Here is a 14,908-nt window from a genome sequence, read left to right as displayed (position 1 = left end):
CTAAGTGCATCCCAACTATACGCTAAGACCCATAACAATAATAAGGAGTCTTTCATGACTGCACCCAAGTGGCTACTGCCCGTAGCAATCGTTGCGATTTTGTGGAATTTGATGGGGCTATTTGCCTTTGTTATCGATTTAATGATCACGCCAGAACTAATTGCGGCGTTACCTGAAGCTGACCAAGCCATCTACGAGGCTCGTCCCGGCTGGATGATAATTGGCACCGCACTTGCGGTAGTAGGCGGAACGCTAGGCTCCGTTGGTTTGGCAATGAAGAAGCTTTGGAGTGTTAAGCTCTTTGTAGCGTCACTCGTTGGGCTCGTTATTCAGGATGTCGCCTTAGTATTAATTGCGATGGAAGTGAACCTTGCGATGGCTGTAATCATCATGCAGTCAGTAGTAGCTATTGTAGCCATTGACCTTTGGTTCATTGCCCGTAAGGGCAGCAAAAAGGGTTGGCTAGTTTAGTAGTCGCTCGCGAGTAGTATAAAAAGGGGCGGTGATCACACCGCCCAAGCTCCGAGTCTTGCGGATTGAAAAAGGTGATGCTACCAGCTAAACCCAACTTCAAGTTCAAACTGGCTCATTGAAAGTTCTATCGTCTGCGTGGGGTCAAATAAGCTAGTTCCTTCTACTGACGACTCCGGGGCGTACATTAATGCTACGGAAAGGACTTGTTTATTGGCTAGTTGATGCGAGAGGCCAAGCGTGAAGTGCTGCTCAATGACACCCGGTGCCAAGATGTTCAACAGAACATCACCGCTGGAGATGGGCTGGTCAGCATGGCTGTAACCACCACGAAAAGTGGTATTATCCATACCCTCTGGCTGCCAAGTAACACCGAATTTCACCGCATCAACATCACTCCATCCAAAACCAAAACCATTCGCCCCGCCAGCGCAATTGCTAATATTCATGCCACCTTGTTGAGCTGTTGGGCAGTTGAAGACCAGTGAGGATGAATTACTAACTGAGGCAACGTCACTGTAAAACGTGCGCTCGCCATCTAAATGGATGCTCAGCTGCGAGGAGATGGCATAACTGGAGCCGATTTTGAAGGAAGCTGGGATGTCAAAGCTGCCTTGCTCGGCAAAAAGATCGCTGTATTTGTCAAACTCACTCATGGTGATCTTGCTTTGAAAGCTAGTGGCAAGCGATAGCGCCTCAGTAGCCTGCCAAATGACGCCAGCCTTTACACCGTACCCGTAACTGTAGTCACTGCCGTTGTTGGTCAAGTTGGCAGCTGGTATGGTGCCTCCACTCGTCGCAAAACTGGCAGTGTAAGGGCTGAATGCACCGAGGCCAGTTGCTTCAAATCGCTGAATAGCAACCACAGGCGAGACACCTAGTGTGACAGAATCCAGCTGAGCAGCGTAGGCCACCTCAATAAACATTTGGCTCAAATTGACGCCAGTATCACCGGAGCCAAAGGTGCCAGCATAGCTACCTACTCCTGCGGGTCCCGGACCATCTGGATCAAAGCTTGCACTGCCGTTGGTATAGTTGGTGTTCATCCCGCCACGGCCGTAGAGCGAAAAGGTGATAGCGCTATCTTCATTCAGGCGCCAGTTTTTGGCTACATAGGGAATGGCGAACCAATTGCTTTCGCTCTGAACAGTGCCTGGGGCTAAGGTGAAGGCACCGCCATTACCGTTCGCCAAGCTCGTTGAGGCGGTATATTCCCGGCGCGGAGAAAATAAGGCAATTCCTGCATTCCACTGACTATCGAGCAGCGCGCCTGCAGCGGGATTACTTGCCGCATCAATGGCCTGGGACGGTTGAGCGATACCCGCTCCGGCCTGTGCTTTGTTATGGGTACCAATTCCGTGGGTAAAGTAACCGTTGGTCGCATTAGCGCCTGCTGAAACAAGCAGGAGGGAGGCGGTAAGTGTTAAAGCTTTCATACAACTAGAGTCCGTTACATCAATACAATGGAACGATCTTATATTCCACTGGGGTATAAGAAAATGATTTGGATAGACCATTTGGAACTAAATCAAGAACTGTTTGTACTAATGGCCCGCCAGCCAAAAATCAAGGCTTAAGCTCAGGTTTCGTCTCAATGACTAACCTGAAAGGCGCAGATATTGACGGCACTGGCTAAATTCATTGACTCAATGGCCCCGCAACCGAGGATGGAGTAAGGCGAGGCCTCGAGTTGTGCTAGCAGAGTATGTGGTACTCCTCGAGCTTCATTGCCAAAAATAAAACACTGGTGGTCACTGAATGTTGATGAGCGAATATTGGTACCCTTAATGTCTAGGTAAGCCATTCGATCGAATCGGTCAGCAAGTGCTTCAACACTGACGTCGAACTCCATCGGTACGTGAAATATGGCTCCCATGCTGGCTCTGACAACTTTAGGGTTGTAGGGGTCAGCGCTGTTAGGGCTCATGATAAGCTTAAAGCCGCCAAACCAAGCTAACGAGCGCAGGATAGTTCCCAGATTGCCAGGGTCCTGTGGCTCGTAAAGGTAGATAGCTTTCAATGAGTGATCAGGGACTGCTTGCGGATTTGACCTGCTTGGGAGAGGAACTCGAGCGATAATGCCCTGTGGTGTTTTGGTGTCGGAAAACTGAATCATCCGAGCTTCAGATACCTCAACAACTTCAAAAACGCTCTCCCAATGGGCATATTTCTCTGTGACGTAAATGACAGTGCTGGAAAGTTGCGGTTGGTTTTTTGCGGCCTTCTGTAGCTCCAGAATTAAATGCTCACCTTCCACTAAGTAGTAGCCAAAGCTTTGACGATACTTCTTTTGCTTCAGTTTGCTTAAGTCATTTAACTTCATTTCGCAGGCATCCGTGTAAAAGTTAGCGTTACATATAGCGTTGAGTTGACTAGCTAGCAGTATAACAGCGCAGGCTTCGAATTTACTATTTTCAACGTTAGCGACGCAGCCCGATGTGTGGTCTCGAGATAGGCTACACTTCTTTGAGCACAAGTATGAGCACAAGTATGAGCACAAGTATGAGCACAAGTATGAGCGCTAGTGCATGAAAAGAGCGTTAAGAAGAGCCGTAACAGATTGATATAAGCAGCTTCCCGCTTTGATCAGCTAAGCATAGCTAGGTACAATGCGGCAAATCTATTAACGGATGAATGCCGATTCATCGTTCCAGCGAGTTGAGATAAAGAGATGGCCCGATCTAAGACCAGTGCAAAGTGGTTGCAAGAACACGTCAACGACCCCTACGTAAAGCAGGCACAGGTAGACGGCTATCGCTCGCGTGCGAGTTATAAATTGATAGAGATTAACAAGAAAGACAAGCTCATCAAGCCTGGCATGTTGGCCATTGACCTAGGGTCAGCACCAGGTGGCTGGTCACAAATCATGGCGCCATGGGTGGGGGCTAAAGGCAAGGTCATTGCCTCCGACATCCTGCCAATGGATACCTTGAATGATGTCGACTTTATTCAGGGTGATTTCACCGAAGATGACGTCTTCGAACAGATCATGGCAGTAATTGATGGTAGGCCAGTAGATGTTGTGGTGTCTGATATGGCGCCTAATCTAAGTGGTGTTAACGCCGCCGATCAATACTCCTCCATGTACTTGGTGGAGCTTGCCTTAGATATGGCACGCAAAGTACTCAAGCCCGGCGGAAGCTTCTGTGCGAAGGTCTTTCAAGGCGTTGGCTACGAGGAATACTTGAAAGACGTTCGGGAGTCATTCGATAAGGTACTAATACGCAAGCCAGCGGCATCAAGGCCTCGTTCTCGTGAAGTTTACCTGGTTGGCAAAGGGTTCAAAGGCTAATCCATGTTTACTAAAACCGATACTCGCCTAAATAAATACATTAGTGAAAGCGGGTTGTGCTCGCGTCGCGATGCAGACCGGTTTATTGAACAGGGCAACGTTTACATTAACGGTAAACGTGCAACGGTAGGAGATAGGGTCAGCGAGGGTGACCAAGTTCGTGTGAATGGGCAGATGATTGAGCCGCCCGAGCATGACGAATTTGTCTTAATTGCGCTGAATAAGCCCGTTGGCATCGTAAGCACTACCGATAGTGACGATCGCAATAATATTGTTGATTTCGTCCGTCACAGTACACGAATTTTCCCTATTGGCCGTCTTGATAAAGATTCAGAGGGGCTAATCTTTCTGACCTCCAACGGCGATCTTGTGAATAAAATCCTTCGAGCGGGAAATAACCACGAGAAGGAATATATCGTTACCGTTCATAAGCCGGTGACGGACAAATTCATTGAAGGGCTGGCGAACGGCGTTCCCATTCTGGGAGAGGTCACTAAGAAGTGTAAGGTGACGAAAGAAAGCGCTAATAGTTTCCGTATCACCCTGGTCCAAGGCCTAAACCGTCAGATCCGCAGGATGGCTGAATACTTCGGTTACGAAGTGGTGAAGCTGCAGCGTGTGCGAATCATGCACGTCAACCTGAAGGGCTTGCCTGTAGGTGAATGGCGTGACTTTAGTCAGAAAGAACTCGAGCTACTCTCGAAGGCTATCGAGCACTCCTCGAGTGAGGCTCAGCCGGGCAAAAAGAGCCGTGCAAAGGGAGGCCGTGCTGCCAATCGATCTAGAGCGGGGGAGCATGTTGCAAGAAAGAGCGCATCGTCGAAGCGAGGCGGAGGTGCAAAGGGCAAAGCATCTACGCGAGCAGGAGCCGACGCACGAACCCATCGCAGCGGATCGCAGACCACGAAGGCGAGCGGTAAGTCCGCTTCAGGAAAAACCGCTGGAAGTCGTGGCAATGTTAACCGGTCCGCCGGCGGTCGAGGAGCTAGTCCGTCTCGGGCAGGCGCCTCGGCGCGTGGAGCGGGTTCGGGTCGCAGTGCGCCAAAAGGGCGTGCTGGTGGTGCTCGACCAGGAAAGTCTGGGCGCCGTTAACGCAAGCCAGCGCGGTGGCGCGCTCCGCTGCCTACCGTATTGCCAACTTCATTGAGCTTTCTCAGCTCGTATTCCTCATAATGTATGCGAATCACCTAAGCAACTAACGATAACTGCTCACTTGTTCAACGGTGCTGCTATCCGTATAGTGGCGCCACATTTATTTTTGGTTTCGCCACAAATCGATTTTGTTGGTGCTCACCTACAAGGAACTCCCTTTGATTACTACCGCAAACATCACCATGCAGTTTGGTGCCAAACCGTTATTTGAAAATATCTCAGCGAAATTTGGCAATGGCAATCGCTATGGTCTTATTGGTGCCAATGGTTGCGGGAAATCCACCTTCATGAAGATTCTGAGCGGCGAGCTCGCGCCCAGCGCCGGAAACGTCTCATTTGAACCAGGCTGCACCTTAGGGGTGCTAAGTCAGGATCAGTTTGCCTACGAATCATTCAGTGTGGTTGACGCCGTTATTCAAGGTGATGCTGAGCTGTGGAAAGTTAAGAGCGAGCGCGATCGTATCTACTCCCTTCCCGAAATGAGTGAAGAAGAGGGAATGCTGGTGGCCGACCTTGAAACACAATTCATGGAACTTGACGGCTATAGCGCAGAGAGTCGCGCCGGTGAGATTCTTATCCAAGCGGGTATTGAGGAAAGTTATCATTTCGGCCCAATGAGCGAAGTCGCTCCGGGACTAAAGGTGCGTGTTCTTTTAGCTCAGGCGCTCTTTGCAGATCCAGACGTGCTACTACTTGATGAGCCAACCAACAACTTGGATATTCATACCATTGGTTGGCTATCTAACGTGTTAAATGAGCGTAAGTGCACCATGATTATTATCTCGCACGATCGGCACTTTTTGAATTCGGTATGTACCCACATGGCGGATATCGATTACGGTGAACTTCGCGTCTATCCGGGTAACTATGATGCCTTTATGGAAGCGTCAACCATGAAGCGCCAGCAGATGTATGCGGATAACGCTAAGAAATCAGCTGAAATCGCCGAGCTAAAGGCATTTGTCGCGCGATTCAGCGCAAACGCGTCGAAAGCGAAGCAGGCGACGTCGCGTGCTAAGAAAATTGATAAGATTCAGTTAGAAGATATCAAGCCGTCGAGTCGCCAAACGCCGTTTATTCGTTTCGAACAGCACAAAAAACTACACCGACTAGCACTGGAACTTGAGAATGTAGGGCATGGCTACGAAGAAGGACTGTTGTTTTCAAAAGGTAGTGCGATCATTGAAGCTGGAGCAAAAATCGCGGTAATTGGAGAAAACGGAGCCGGTAAAACTACGCTGCTTCGCTGTTTGATGGGCGAGCTTAGTCCGCAACAGGGTACCGTTAAGTGGGCAGAAAACGCGGAAATTGGTTATGTTCCTCAGGATGTTACTGAGCACTTTAGTAACGACTTGACGCTATTTGAATGGATGTCGCAATGGCGTACGCCGAAGCATGATGATCTTGCGGTAAGAGCCATGCTAGGTCGTTTGCTCTTTAGTTCTGACGACATTAACAAAAAGGTTTCCGTCTGTTCTGGTGGTGAAAAAAACCGTCTGCTATTCGGCAAGATGATGATGTTAGACATCAATGTACTGATCATGGATGAGCCAACTAACCACTTAGATATGGAGTCCATCGAAGCGCTGAATATGGGCCTGCTAGGGTTTGAAGGAACCTTAGTGTTTGTGAGCCATGACCGAGAATTTGTTTCTAGCTTGGCTACGCGGATCATTGAAATCAAAGATCACTCTGTGGTGGATTTTCAAGGTACTTATGACGAGTACTTATCAAGTCAGAACGCCGAGTTTTAAGAAAGTCTGAGCTTGGCGGGCATCTAGTCCAAATTACGTGACTAGCATTGAGTAAACCGTATCAATCTAGGCAGCATTCGTTGCCTAGATTGATTTCAAGAGCCGTTGGCTGTTACACCAGACTCTTCAACTGCTCACGATTAAATCCGACGATTTCATCGAAGCGACCATCACGCAGCTTTGTTGCCCATTCTGGATCCGCAATAAGCGCTCTACCTACGGCCACGGCATCAAACTCTCCCGCGTCCAAGCGCTCACACAGTTCATCAACTCCGTGTGTCTCGGCGGTTGAATCGTTTTCTATCATATACTCTAAGAAGTCTGAGTTGAGGCCAACACTTCCTACAGTGATCACTGGAACGTCCACTAATTTCTTCGCCCAGCCGGCCAGGTTAAGATTGGATCCTTCAAACTCTTCCACCCAAAAACGGCGAGTGCTGCAGTGAAGAATATCAGCCCCGGCATCAACAAGTCCCTGAAGGAAAGCTTGGAGTTCTTCTGGCGTCTCGCATAGACGAGCGGTGTAATCTTGTTGTTTCCACTGTGACCAGCGGAAGATAATTGGGAATTCTGGACCTACCGCAACACGGCATGCGGCAATCACTTCGCGAGCGAACTTAGAGCGTGCCTCCAAGTCACCGCCGTAGCTGTCGGTTCGTTTGTTGCTGCCAGCCCAGAAGAACTGGTCAATCAAATAACCATGTGCGCCATGTAGTTCAATCGCATCAAACCCCAATGACTTAGCATCAGCCGCCGCTTGAGCGAACGCCGACACAACTTCATTGATATCTTCCTGTGACATGCCTTTGATAATAATTTCGCCATCTTTTTCAACTTGGGAAGGCCCATATGCCGGCGCTTCTGGAACCGGCTCTACGCCTTTGCGGCGAACATTACCCACATGCCAAAGCTGAGGAGCAATTTTCCCGCCGGCAGCATGCACCGCATCAACAACCTCCTTCCAGCCGTCGAGGCCCTGGCCGTAAAAATGCGGCACATTCGGATACCCATTGGCACCTTCATGATTCACTACGGTTCCCTCGGTAATGATTAGGCCTACCTCATTTTCAGCACGCCGACGGTAGTAATCGATCACCAGCTGGTTGGGAACACCGCCCGGTGAGAAGCTACGGGTCATAGGTGCCATAACAATGGCGTTTTTTAGGGCGAGCGGTCCAAGTTGAACCGGCTTAAATAGTGAAGTACTTGAAGACATTGTGATTCCTTAGATTCATCTCATCATGATGACGAAGCATTCTACATGTTCTGCAAAAAAATTGGCTTAGTCTATTACCGAAGGGTATGTCGTGCTTGTCTATTTATCCGACGCACCTAGACTAACTAGGTAAAAATATTGTTGATCTGTCCTTTTGCCTATACTTTATTCGGTAAATATATATTTCATTAGAATAAAAAGAAGGTGAAGTGATGAGTAATAATCTATCAGCAATGAAGAGTCTCTCCCCGCTGCGTAAGACCAGCGATGCTCAAAATGCACTCGAGTTAGCGAAAGAGCAGTTGCAGCATTTTGGTATTAATCCGGAGAGTGAGTACGGTGAAGCGTTGATCGCTACCACCAATCATCTCTATCAGGCTCAGGGAAATCTTCAATCCCTTTGGGATGTCACGTCGGCAACTTTACCAACGCTCGATCAGAGTGATCGTATTCGCTATTTCAATGCGAAAAAATTCCTCGCCTTTCAGATGGCAAAACTGCTGGACAACCTACAGAATCCGTTTCGATCAGTTTATCAGCAGTTCGATTTCGGGCCCGCTACTCAGCTATCGAAGGGTAGCTATCCCATCTTCGACAATGTCCCCGCCCTGTTCTCCGCGACACCAGTGGTTGTTAAGACGGCTACCTACATTTATGCCTGTACAGAGTGGGTAGATGATGCTTTCACTGGCCGAGAGCCAACACATCAGATCTACAGTCGTTTACTGAATCCAACTTCAATCGCGCTTGCCAATGCCATTGTGGATTTGGAGGCTGGTCCCTACACGCAGGAATATCTAGCGTGGAACTATAATTCTGGCATGGCGGCGATTGATGGTGTTTTGAGTAATAAGTTGCGACTTGGCGACGTACTGATTGTTTCGCGTAACGTTTACGGTGGTGTTCATCAACTCCTTGTGGATTACTTCGCTCAACGACAACGGCTAGATATTCAAATTGAGTGGTTTGATGAGCTAGACGCGAGGAGCTTCGAAGCCTTTATCCTTGATGTTAAAGCCCGTCACGCAGATCGCTTGCAGCAAGCGAAGCTGCATGTCTATCTGGAGTCGCCCTGTAACCCACACGGGATGGTGTTAGATGTGCCCACTATCTGCGCAATTTCGCACCGCGAGGGCAGTTGCGTCATACTAGATTCAACGCTAGCGACCCCATTCTTGCATCAGCCTCTGCAGCGAGCGAATCCAGTTGAGCGGCCTGATTATGTGGTCCACAGCTATACCAAAGATCTATCAGGTGGCGGTTCTACCACGGCGGGAGTGGTTATCGGTAAGATTGAGACGATGTTTATGCCGAAGGGTGAGACCATTAATGGCGTGCACTGGTCGGATACCATGTTCTGGGATGTCTATTATATTAAGGGCGCGTTCCTTGATGCGGACAAAGCGTCCGAGGTCATGAATGGAATGAAAACGCTGGAGCAACGAATGCTGCACAAGGGCATTGCTACCCGAGTATTTACTACGTTCTTAGCGTCAAATCCAATGGTAAGAGTGAATGCAAACGCCGTGCCGACGCATCCGAATCACCAACAACTTTTGGATAGTCATTATCTAGGTTTGCCATCGCCGCTGTTTACCGTAGATTTTGAAAACGCGGGCATTGAAGTAGCTGCGTTTAAACGCTTTTTCGATGCCTTAGAGCCGTGCTTTAGCCACCAGGTGAGTATTGGCCAAACAAACACGTTAGTGCTTTGCCCCGCGCTAACTTCGCATTCTGAGCTCTCAGGCGGTGCATTGAGTGATGCGAATATTTACCCCACGACCATTCGTATCTCGATGGGAACTGAGGATGTTCGTGAGTTGATGGCGCACTTCTACTTAGCAGCGAAGATTCACATTGACCCATTATGTGCGGGATTTAGTAGTGGCTTTGATATCGATAATATGGACGCCTTGCTACTCGCTGAGACAAAACGTGTGTACGAGCAACATGTAGCGGCAGGAAAATCCCTGAGAAAACGGTTAGCATAGGTCTTTTAATTTGAGGAATAATAAGATGAGCGCCTTGGATGCGGTAGATGGCAAAATCTTGAAGTTACTCGGCGGTGACGGCAGGATGACCAACAAGCAACTAGCTGCTGAATTGGGTGTAGCCCCGTCTACCGCCCTAGAGCGCGTAAAGCGGCTAGAGCAAAGCGGTGTGATCACCGGCTATCGCTGCGAGGTCGATCCACACAAGCTAGGTGCTCACCTTCAGGTCTTAGTTTCAATACTGTTAAATCATCATACTCGCGACTCGGTCATGAGCTTCCTGAGTTTTCTTAATGACCATGAGGAAGTGCTGACGAGCTTCCATACCGGCGGTGATTACGACGTGGTAGCGCATGTTGCGCTTGCCGACACGTCGCAATTACGAGAGTGGATTTTCGATACGCTCACTAATCATCCGGAAGTGAAGGGCGTGCAAACAGCGGTGGTGTTTGGTTGAGGGCGGGCGCAACTCGGCAGATACGAAGCGCCGTGAGCCTGAGGCTATGTACCTAGTGCTTTGAGTGACGGTAGTGGGTAAGCTTATTTCAAGCAATATTAGCTAGCCAGAATTAGTTGCCATACGCCGTCCGTAATTTGGTATTCTATTGAATGCGTCAGTTTAGCAAGTTAGTCTTGATGAGCCAGGTGCCTGCGAGGAGTTTACAAGTTGGGGGGGAGCGTTAGCTTGCCGAGTAAATAGCTGGTGGATTGCTATATCTTTTAAAAAAATGAGTAAACAAAAAGGATTATCATATGAACAAATTAACAGTTTCCCTCGCTACGCTACTCGTTTTGGGGGGGTGTAGTGAGAGTGAGCAAATAGAGACTCTTGCCTCAAATGCTCAAGTAGATAGTGCGCATTACCATAGTATGGGTAAATCACCCTCCGAGTTCACTCGGGACATTCAAGCCCAACACCGCGCACTGCTGCCTTTTGCGGATACTCGCGACATCGAAGAAAATACGCGGGGCTTTCTTGCAGCGCCTGATTATCGCCAAATCATGAATGATAAAGGCGGAGTTGCGTGGGACATGGGTAAGTATGATTTCCTCCTCGAAGAGGGGCAGGAATTCGACAGTATTCACCCATCACTTCAGCGCCAAGCTATTTTAAATATGGCCTACGGTTTGTATGAGGTTATGCCCGACAAGATCTATCAGGTTCGGGGGTTCGATCTGGCGAACATCACCTTCATCAAGAGCGACACCGGTTGGATTGTTTTCGATCCACTTACTGCTGAGGAAACGGCACGAGCCGCATTGCAATTTATTAATGAGCAGCTGGGTGAACGTCCGGTTGTAGCCGTAGTTTACTCCCATTCTCACATCGACCACTTTGCTGGCGTCAAGGGTGTTGCGACGGTAGCGGATGTGAACGCAGGAAAAACTGAGATTATTGCACCTTCGGGCTTTATGACTCACGCAGTTGCTGAAAACGTCTACGCTGGCACTGCAATGATGCGCCGCTCCAATTATCAGTATGGTCAGGTCCTTCCCGCCAGCCCATTTGGTCATGTGGATTCCTCAATTGGAAAAAACGCGGCATCAGGCAACCCTACGCTGATTCCACCAACTATCACCATCAGTGACAACATTGAAGAACTCGAGATTGATGGGGTAAAGATGGTATTCCAAAACACCCCTGGCACTGAAGCTCCGTCAGAGATGAATACCTATTTTCCTGAATGGAACGCGTTTTGGGCAGCTGAGAACATTACCGCTACAATTCATAACATCTACACGCTACGAGGCGCGCTTGTGCGAGATGCGCTGGCTTGGTCACAGGAAATTAACCGCGCTATCTATCTATTCGGCGGTGAGGTAGACGTGATGTTCGCTTCGCATAGCTGGCCTCGTTGGGGTAATGAGCGAATATTAGAGGTGATGAGAGCGCAGCGCGATATGTACGCTCATTTGAATAACCAGGTGTTACACCTTGCCAATAGCGGTGTAACCATTAATGAGATACACAACGTTTACAAGGTGCCAACTTCGTTGCAGCAACAGTGGGCAACCCGCTTCTATCACGGTTCCGAATTCCACAACTCGCGCGCGGTGATCAACCGCTACTTGGGTTACTGGGATGCCAACCCTGCAACATTGACTCCCCTCTCTCCAGCGGACTCTGCACCATTGTATGTTGAGATGATGGGTGGCTCGGCCAATATCATCAACAAGGGGCAAGAGCTCTATAACAATGGTGAGTATCTCTTGGGGATGGAAATTCTAAATAAGCTCGTTTATGCAGAACCTAACAACCAGCCCGCCAAGAATCTACTAGCGGATACCTTTGAGCAATTGGGTTATCAATACGAAAGTCCCAGCGTCCGAAACTCATACTTGGCCGCGGCTAAAGAGCTTCGAGATGGAATTCAGCCAGCAGCCACATCGAAGTCGTCGGGACCTGATTTGATTCAAGCAATGTCTACACAGATGTTCCTAGAGTTTTTAGCGATTCGTCTTGACTCGGAAAAGGCCGAAGACCTTTCATTCACCATGAACTTCTCAACCCCTGATAACGGCGAAATGTTTGTTCTGGAGCTAAGTAATGCAACACTAACTATCATCGAAGGGTTTGCTGCGGATAACGTTGATCTTGATTTAACCGTCCAGCGCTCTGAGCTTGAGAAAGTTATGATGGGAGTGGAATCATTTCAGTCGTTGATTGAAGATGGCCGAGCCACCTACACTGGAGACTTATCCATTTTGACTAAACTGGCTGAACGCATGGTCGATTTCGATCCTTATTTTGAAATCATGCCAGGCACTAAAGGAGCAGGGTACCCAGGTCAGGGCGACGACAGCAGCAACGATTACGAACACGAGGTTATGTTGCCTGCCAGTGAATAAAGTAACGGCGACACTGCTGTAAATGAAGTAGGTCAATCAGTTTATGGTTGGCCTATTTTTTTGTGTTTCATAAAATAATTGGCGCCAAAGTGATGGCGTCGAGATAGGGATTTCGCGATTGAAGAATTGAGGGTAGTGCGGATAGTCGCCACCAAATCTCTTCGGATCTACACAGATAGCTAGTTAGAAGTTTTTACGGAAAATCACGAAATTAGAAGGGTGTAATTGGCCCGCTCGGCGCGATTCGAACGCGCGACCTACGCCTTCGGAGGGCGTCACTCTATCCAGCTGAGCTACGAGCGGGTAATTTCGCTTCAGTGAAATTGATCGTCGAGTAAATTTGTAAAATCAGCTTCGAAGCGCCGGCGATTATCGCTGACAACGACCGAGCTGTCCACCCGAAGTTGGCAATTAGTGTTGTACTTAAAGGGGCGAGTTTACGCTCGAACACCGGTTGAAAATCACTGTGCTCTATTGATTAGGTCTTAATTTTCTTACACTCTTTCCCTAATACTAAAAAGATTAAGCACACCTAAAGGGTAATCATCATGTTTCTGCGAGCTACGAGCGTCCTGCTTTTATTCATAATACATTCGGTTTCCGTAGCGTCACCTCTTGGTTTAGAAAAAGAAGGTGCTACCTATTATCTTGGCATCGAATTCGCTGAGGCAAAGCGCTGGGAACGCGCCGAGCTGTTAAGCTTTGACGAAAATGCTAGCTACAGCAGCTTTGGCGCCCGCTGTCCACAAAGGTTGGGTAATGATGGTGCTATTCAGGGTGAGGAGCGCTGCCTGTTCCTTAATATCGCCGTCCCAAACCAGGTAACCGCGGATGCGCCGGTACTGGTGTGGTTCCACGGTGGTGGCTTTACGGGGGGGAGCGGTAATGATTGGGTTGATCGTAGTAAGCGATTTACCGATTCTGGGATTATCTTCATTAGTCCTAACTACCGTCTAGGGCTTCTGGGCAATATTGATTCGCCTGAGTTTAGTGGCGGCTTTAGTTTGACGGATATGCAGGCTGCCCTTCGTTGGACTCAGCGGAACATCGGCGTCCTTGGTGGTAATCTTAATAATGTTACTATTGGCGGCGAATCGGCTGGCGGCATGGCCGTACAGATGTTGCTCGCAAGTCCTGACTCCCAGGGGTTGTTCGCTCGTGCCATCTCTCAAAGTGGTTACGGTACCTGGCCAATGGCTAAGCTCGGAGAATTGGCCTCTACGGAGGTGATCGGCTACCTCGGTGGTACGCCTCAAGCGAATATGCCGGCCGAGCAACTCGTCAACGCTGTAACGGGGTTTCTGGTACCTTACTACGGTGACGAATTTCTGCCACTGACACCCGCTGCCGCCTTCAAAGAGGGAAAGCAGCAGCTAGTGCCGCTAGTCATTGGGGCCAATAGCTATGATGGGAGTGTATTTCCTGCTGCCGGCCTCACACCCGAAAGTGTCTTTGCGCTTCTCGGCGAAGCTGCGATGCCCATTTTCCAGCGCTACTTGGAAGATTTCGGCAGCCAAGAAATAGCCTTTACTATGATGTTTGGTGAGCTCCGTTACGCGCTCTCTGGCTGGGAGATGGCTGAATCGCATGCGAATACCAATTTGCCCACCTATCATTATTACTTCGATTACCTTCCAATAGTGCTGCAAAGCAATCTGCCCGGTGCGCCACATGGCATAGAGTTGCCGTTGTTGATGGACTACGACGGAGGCTGGCCAAAACCCGACGGTGGTGATCCCATTGGTAATGAGCTGAGTGAAGCGTGGATTAAATTTATCATTGCGGGCGAGCTTCCTGACGTTGGTCGTCAATTTGAGCTGACTGAGCGAACCATTGGCCTTCATCATATTGGTGATTTAAATGAAGTGGCTAAGCATGCTGAACGGATGCGAATGCTTCGTAGCGCTTTAAACAGAAATTAACCACCACTCAGACGTCGATAAATACCGCTTCTGATTAATGTTTAATCAGTGTTTAAGTGTCGCTATAGGGGTTAGCTCGCATCGCAAGCAGCAGATCGTAAGTAATTATAGTAAATCGGGTTTTTCGAGGTTGCTATCCGCTCAATATGCGCCTATTATCCATTTCCTTGCTTGACGGGGGTGACCCGTCGCTAGTCAGAAGTCTTGGCTAAGAGCTGCAGTATCGCGTGTAATTTCACTTAGGCGAAACGCCTTAAAAA

General features: G+C 48.9%; 11 protein-coding genes and 1 tRNA gene. 8 read left to right on the top strand and 4 right to left on the bottom strand.

What is annotated here, in order from left to right; genetic code table 11:
* The first annotated feature begins 54 nt into the window (after positions 1-54).
* Positions 55-471 (top strand): hypothetical protein, encoded by a 417-nt coding sequence (locus tag DFR27_RS12045; RefSeq protein WP_121877731.1) that lies wholly within the window; start codon positions 55-57, stop codon positions 469-471.
* Positions 472-551: 80 nt separating this feature from the next.
* On the opposite strand, the gene DFR27_RS12040 is transcribed toward DFR27_RS12045, so the two are convergent.
* Complete coding sequence (locus tag DFR27_RS12040; RefSeq protein ID WP_121877730.1) at positions 552-1,907, bottom strand: OmpP1/FadL family transporter; 1,356 nt, start codon at positions 1,905-1,907, stop codon at positions 552-554.
* A gap of 155 nt (positions 1,908-2,062) precedes the next feature.
* On the bottom strand, positions 2,063-2,794 hold the full coding sequence (locus DFR27_RS12035; RefSeq protein ID WP_121877729.1) for a TrmH family RNA methyltransferase: 732 nt from the start codon (positions 2,792-2,794) through the stop codon (positions 2,063-2,065).
* A gap of 348 nt (positions 2,795-3,142) precedes the next feature.
* On the opposite strand from DFR27_RS12035, the gene rlmE reads away from it, so the two are divergent.
* The 3 genes from rlmE (at position 3,143) to DFR27_RS12020 (ending at position 6,669) form a co-directional block, all read left to right on the top strand.
* Entirely contained in the window at positions 3,143-3,763 is a 621-nt protein-coding gene (rlmE, locus tag DFR27_RS12030) for a 23S rRNA (uridine(2552)-2'-O)-methyltransferase RlmE (protein ID WP_121877728.1), read from the top strand.
* A gap of 3 nt (positions 3,764-3,766) precedes the next feature.
* A complete protein-coding gene (gene rluF, locus DFR27_RS12025) occupies positions 3,767-4,855 on the top strand; it encodes a 23S rRNA pseudouridine(2604) synthase RluF (protein WP_121877727.1) in 1,089 nt (362 codons plus the stop codon).
* Positions 4,856-5,073: 218 nt separating this feature from the next.
* Positions 5,074-6,669, top strand: coding sequence for an ABC-F family ATPase (locus DFR27_RS12020; protein ID WP_121877726.1), 1,596 nt, complete (start codon positions 5,074-5,076; stop codon positions 6,667-6,669).
* A 112-nt stretch (positions 6,670-6,781) separates the two neighbouring features.
* On the opposite strand, the gene DFR27_RS12015 is transcribed toward DFR27_RS12020, so the two are convergent.
* On the bottom strand, positions 6,782-7,885 hold the full coding sequence (locus tag DFR27_RS12015; protein WP_121877725.1) for an NADH:flavin oxidoreductase: 1,104 nt from the start codon (positions 7,883-7,885) through the stop codon (positions 6,782-6,784).
* A gap of 212 nt (positions 7,886-8,097) precedes the next feature.
* Here DFR27_RS12015 and DFR27_RS12010 point away from each other — a divergent pair, with 212 nt between their 5' ends.
* The 3 genes from DFR27_RS12010 to DFR27_RS12000 all read left to right on the top strand — a co-directional run bounded on the left by DFR27_RS12010 (position 8,098) and on the right by DFR27_RS12000 (position 12,726).
* Positions 8,098-9,876, top strand: a complete 1,779-nt coding sequence (locus DFR27_RS12010; RefSeq protein ID WP_121877724.1) for a trans-sulfuration enzyme family protein — start codon at positions 8,098-8,100, stop codon at positions 9,874-9,876.
* 25 nt (positions 9,877-9,901) lie between these two features.
* Positions 9,902-10,333 carry an Lrp/AsnC family transcriptional regulator gene (locus DFR27_RS12005; RefSeq protein WP_121877723.1) on the top strand — a complete coding sequence of 144 codons (432 nt, stop codon included), beginning with the start codon at positions 9,902-9,904 and terminating at the stop codon, positions 10,331-10,333.
* Between the two features lie 296 nt (positions 10,334-10,629).
* Positions 10,630-12,726, top strand: coding sequence for an alkyl/aryl-sulfatase (locus DFR27_RS12000; RefSeq protein ID WP_121877722.1), 2,097 nt, complete (start codon positions 10,630-10,632; stop codon positions 12,724-12,726).
* A gap of 226 nt (positions 12,727-12,952) precedes the next feature.
* Here the strand turns inward: DFR27_RS12000 and DFR27_RS11995 are convergent.
* A tRNA-Arg gene (locus DFR27_RS11995) sits at positions 12,953-13,029 on the bottom strand.
* A 245-nt stretch (positions 13,030-13,274) separates the two neighbouring features.
* Here DFR27_RS11995 and DFR27_RS11990 point away from each other — a divergent pair.
* Complete coding sequence (locus DFR27_RS11990) at positions 13,275-14,648, top strand: carboxylesterase family protein (protein WP_121877721.1); 1,374 nt, start codon at positions 13,275-13,277, stop codon at positions 14,646-14,648.
* Positions 14,649-14,908: the final 260 nt, after the last annotated feature.

Source organism: Umboniibacter marinipuniceus (genome assembly GCF_003688415.1).
In the GTDB taxonomy this organism is placed as follows: domain Bacteria; phylum Pseudomonadota; class Gammaproteobacteria; order Pseudomonadales; family DSM-25080; genus Umboniibacter; species Umboniibacter marinipuniceus.
This window is presented reverse-complemented; position numbering and strand designations above follow the sequence as displayed.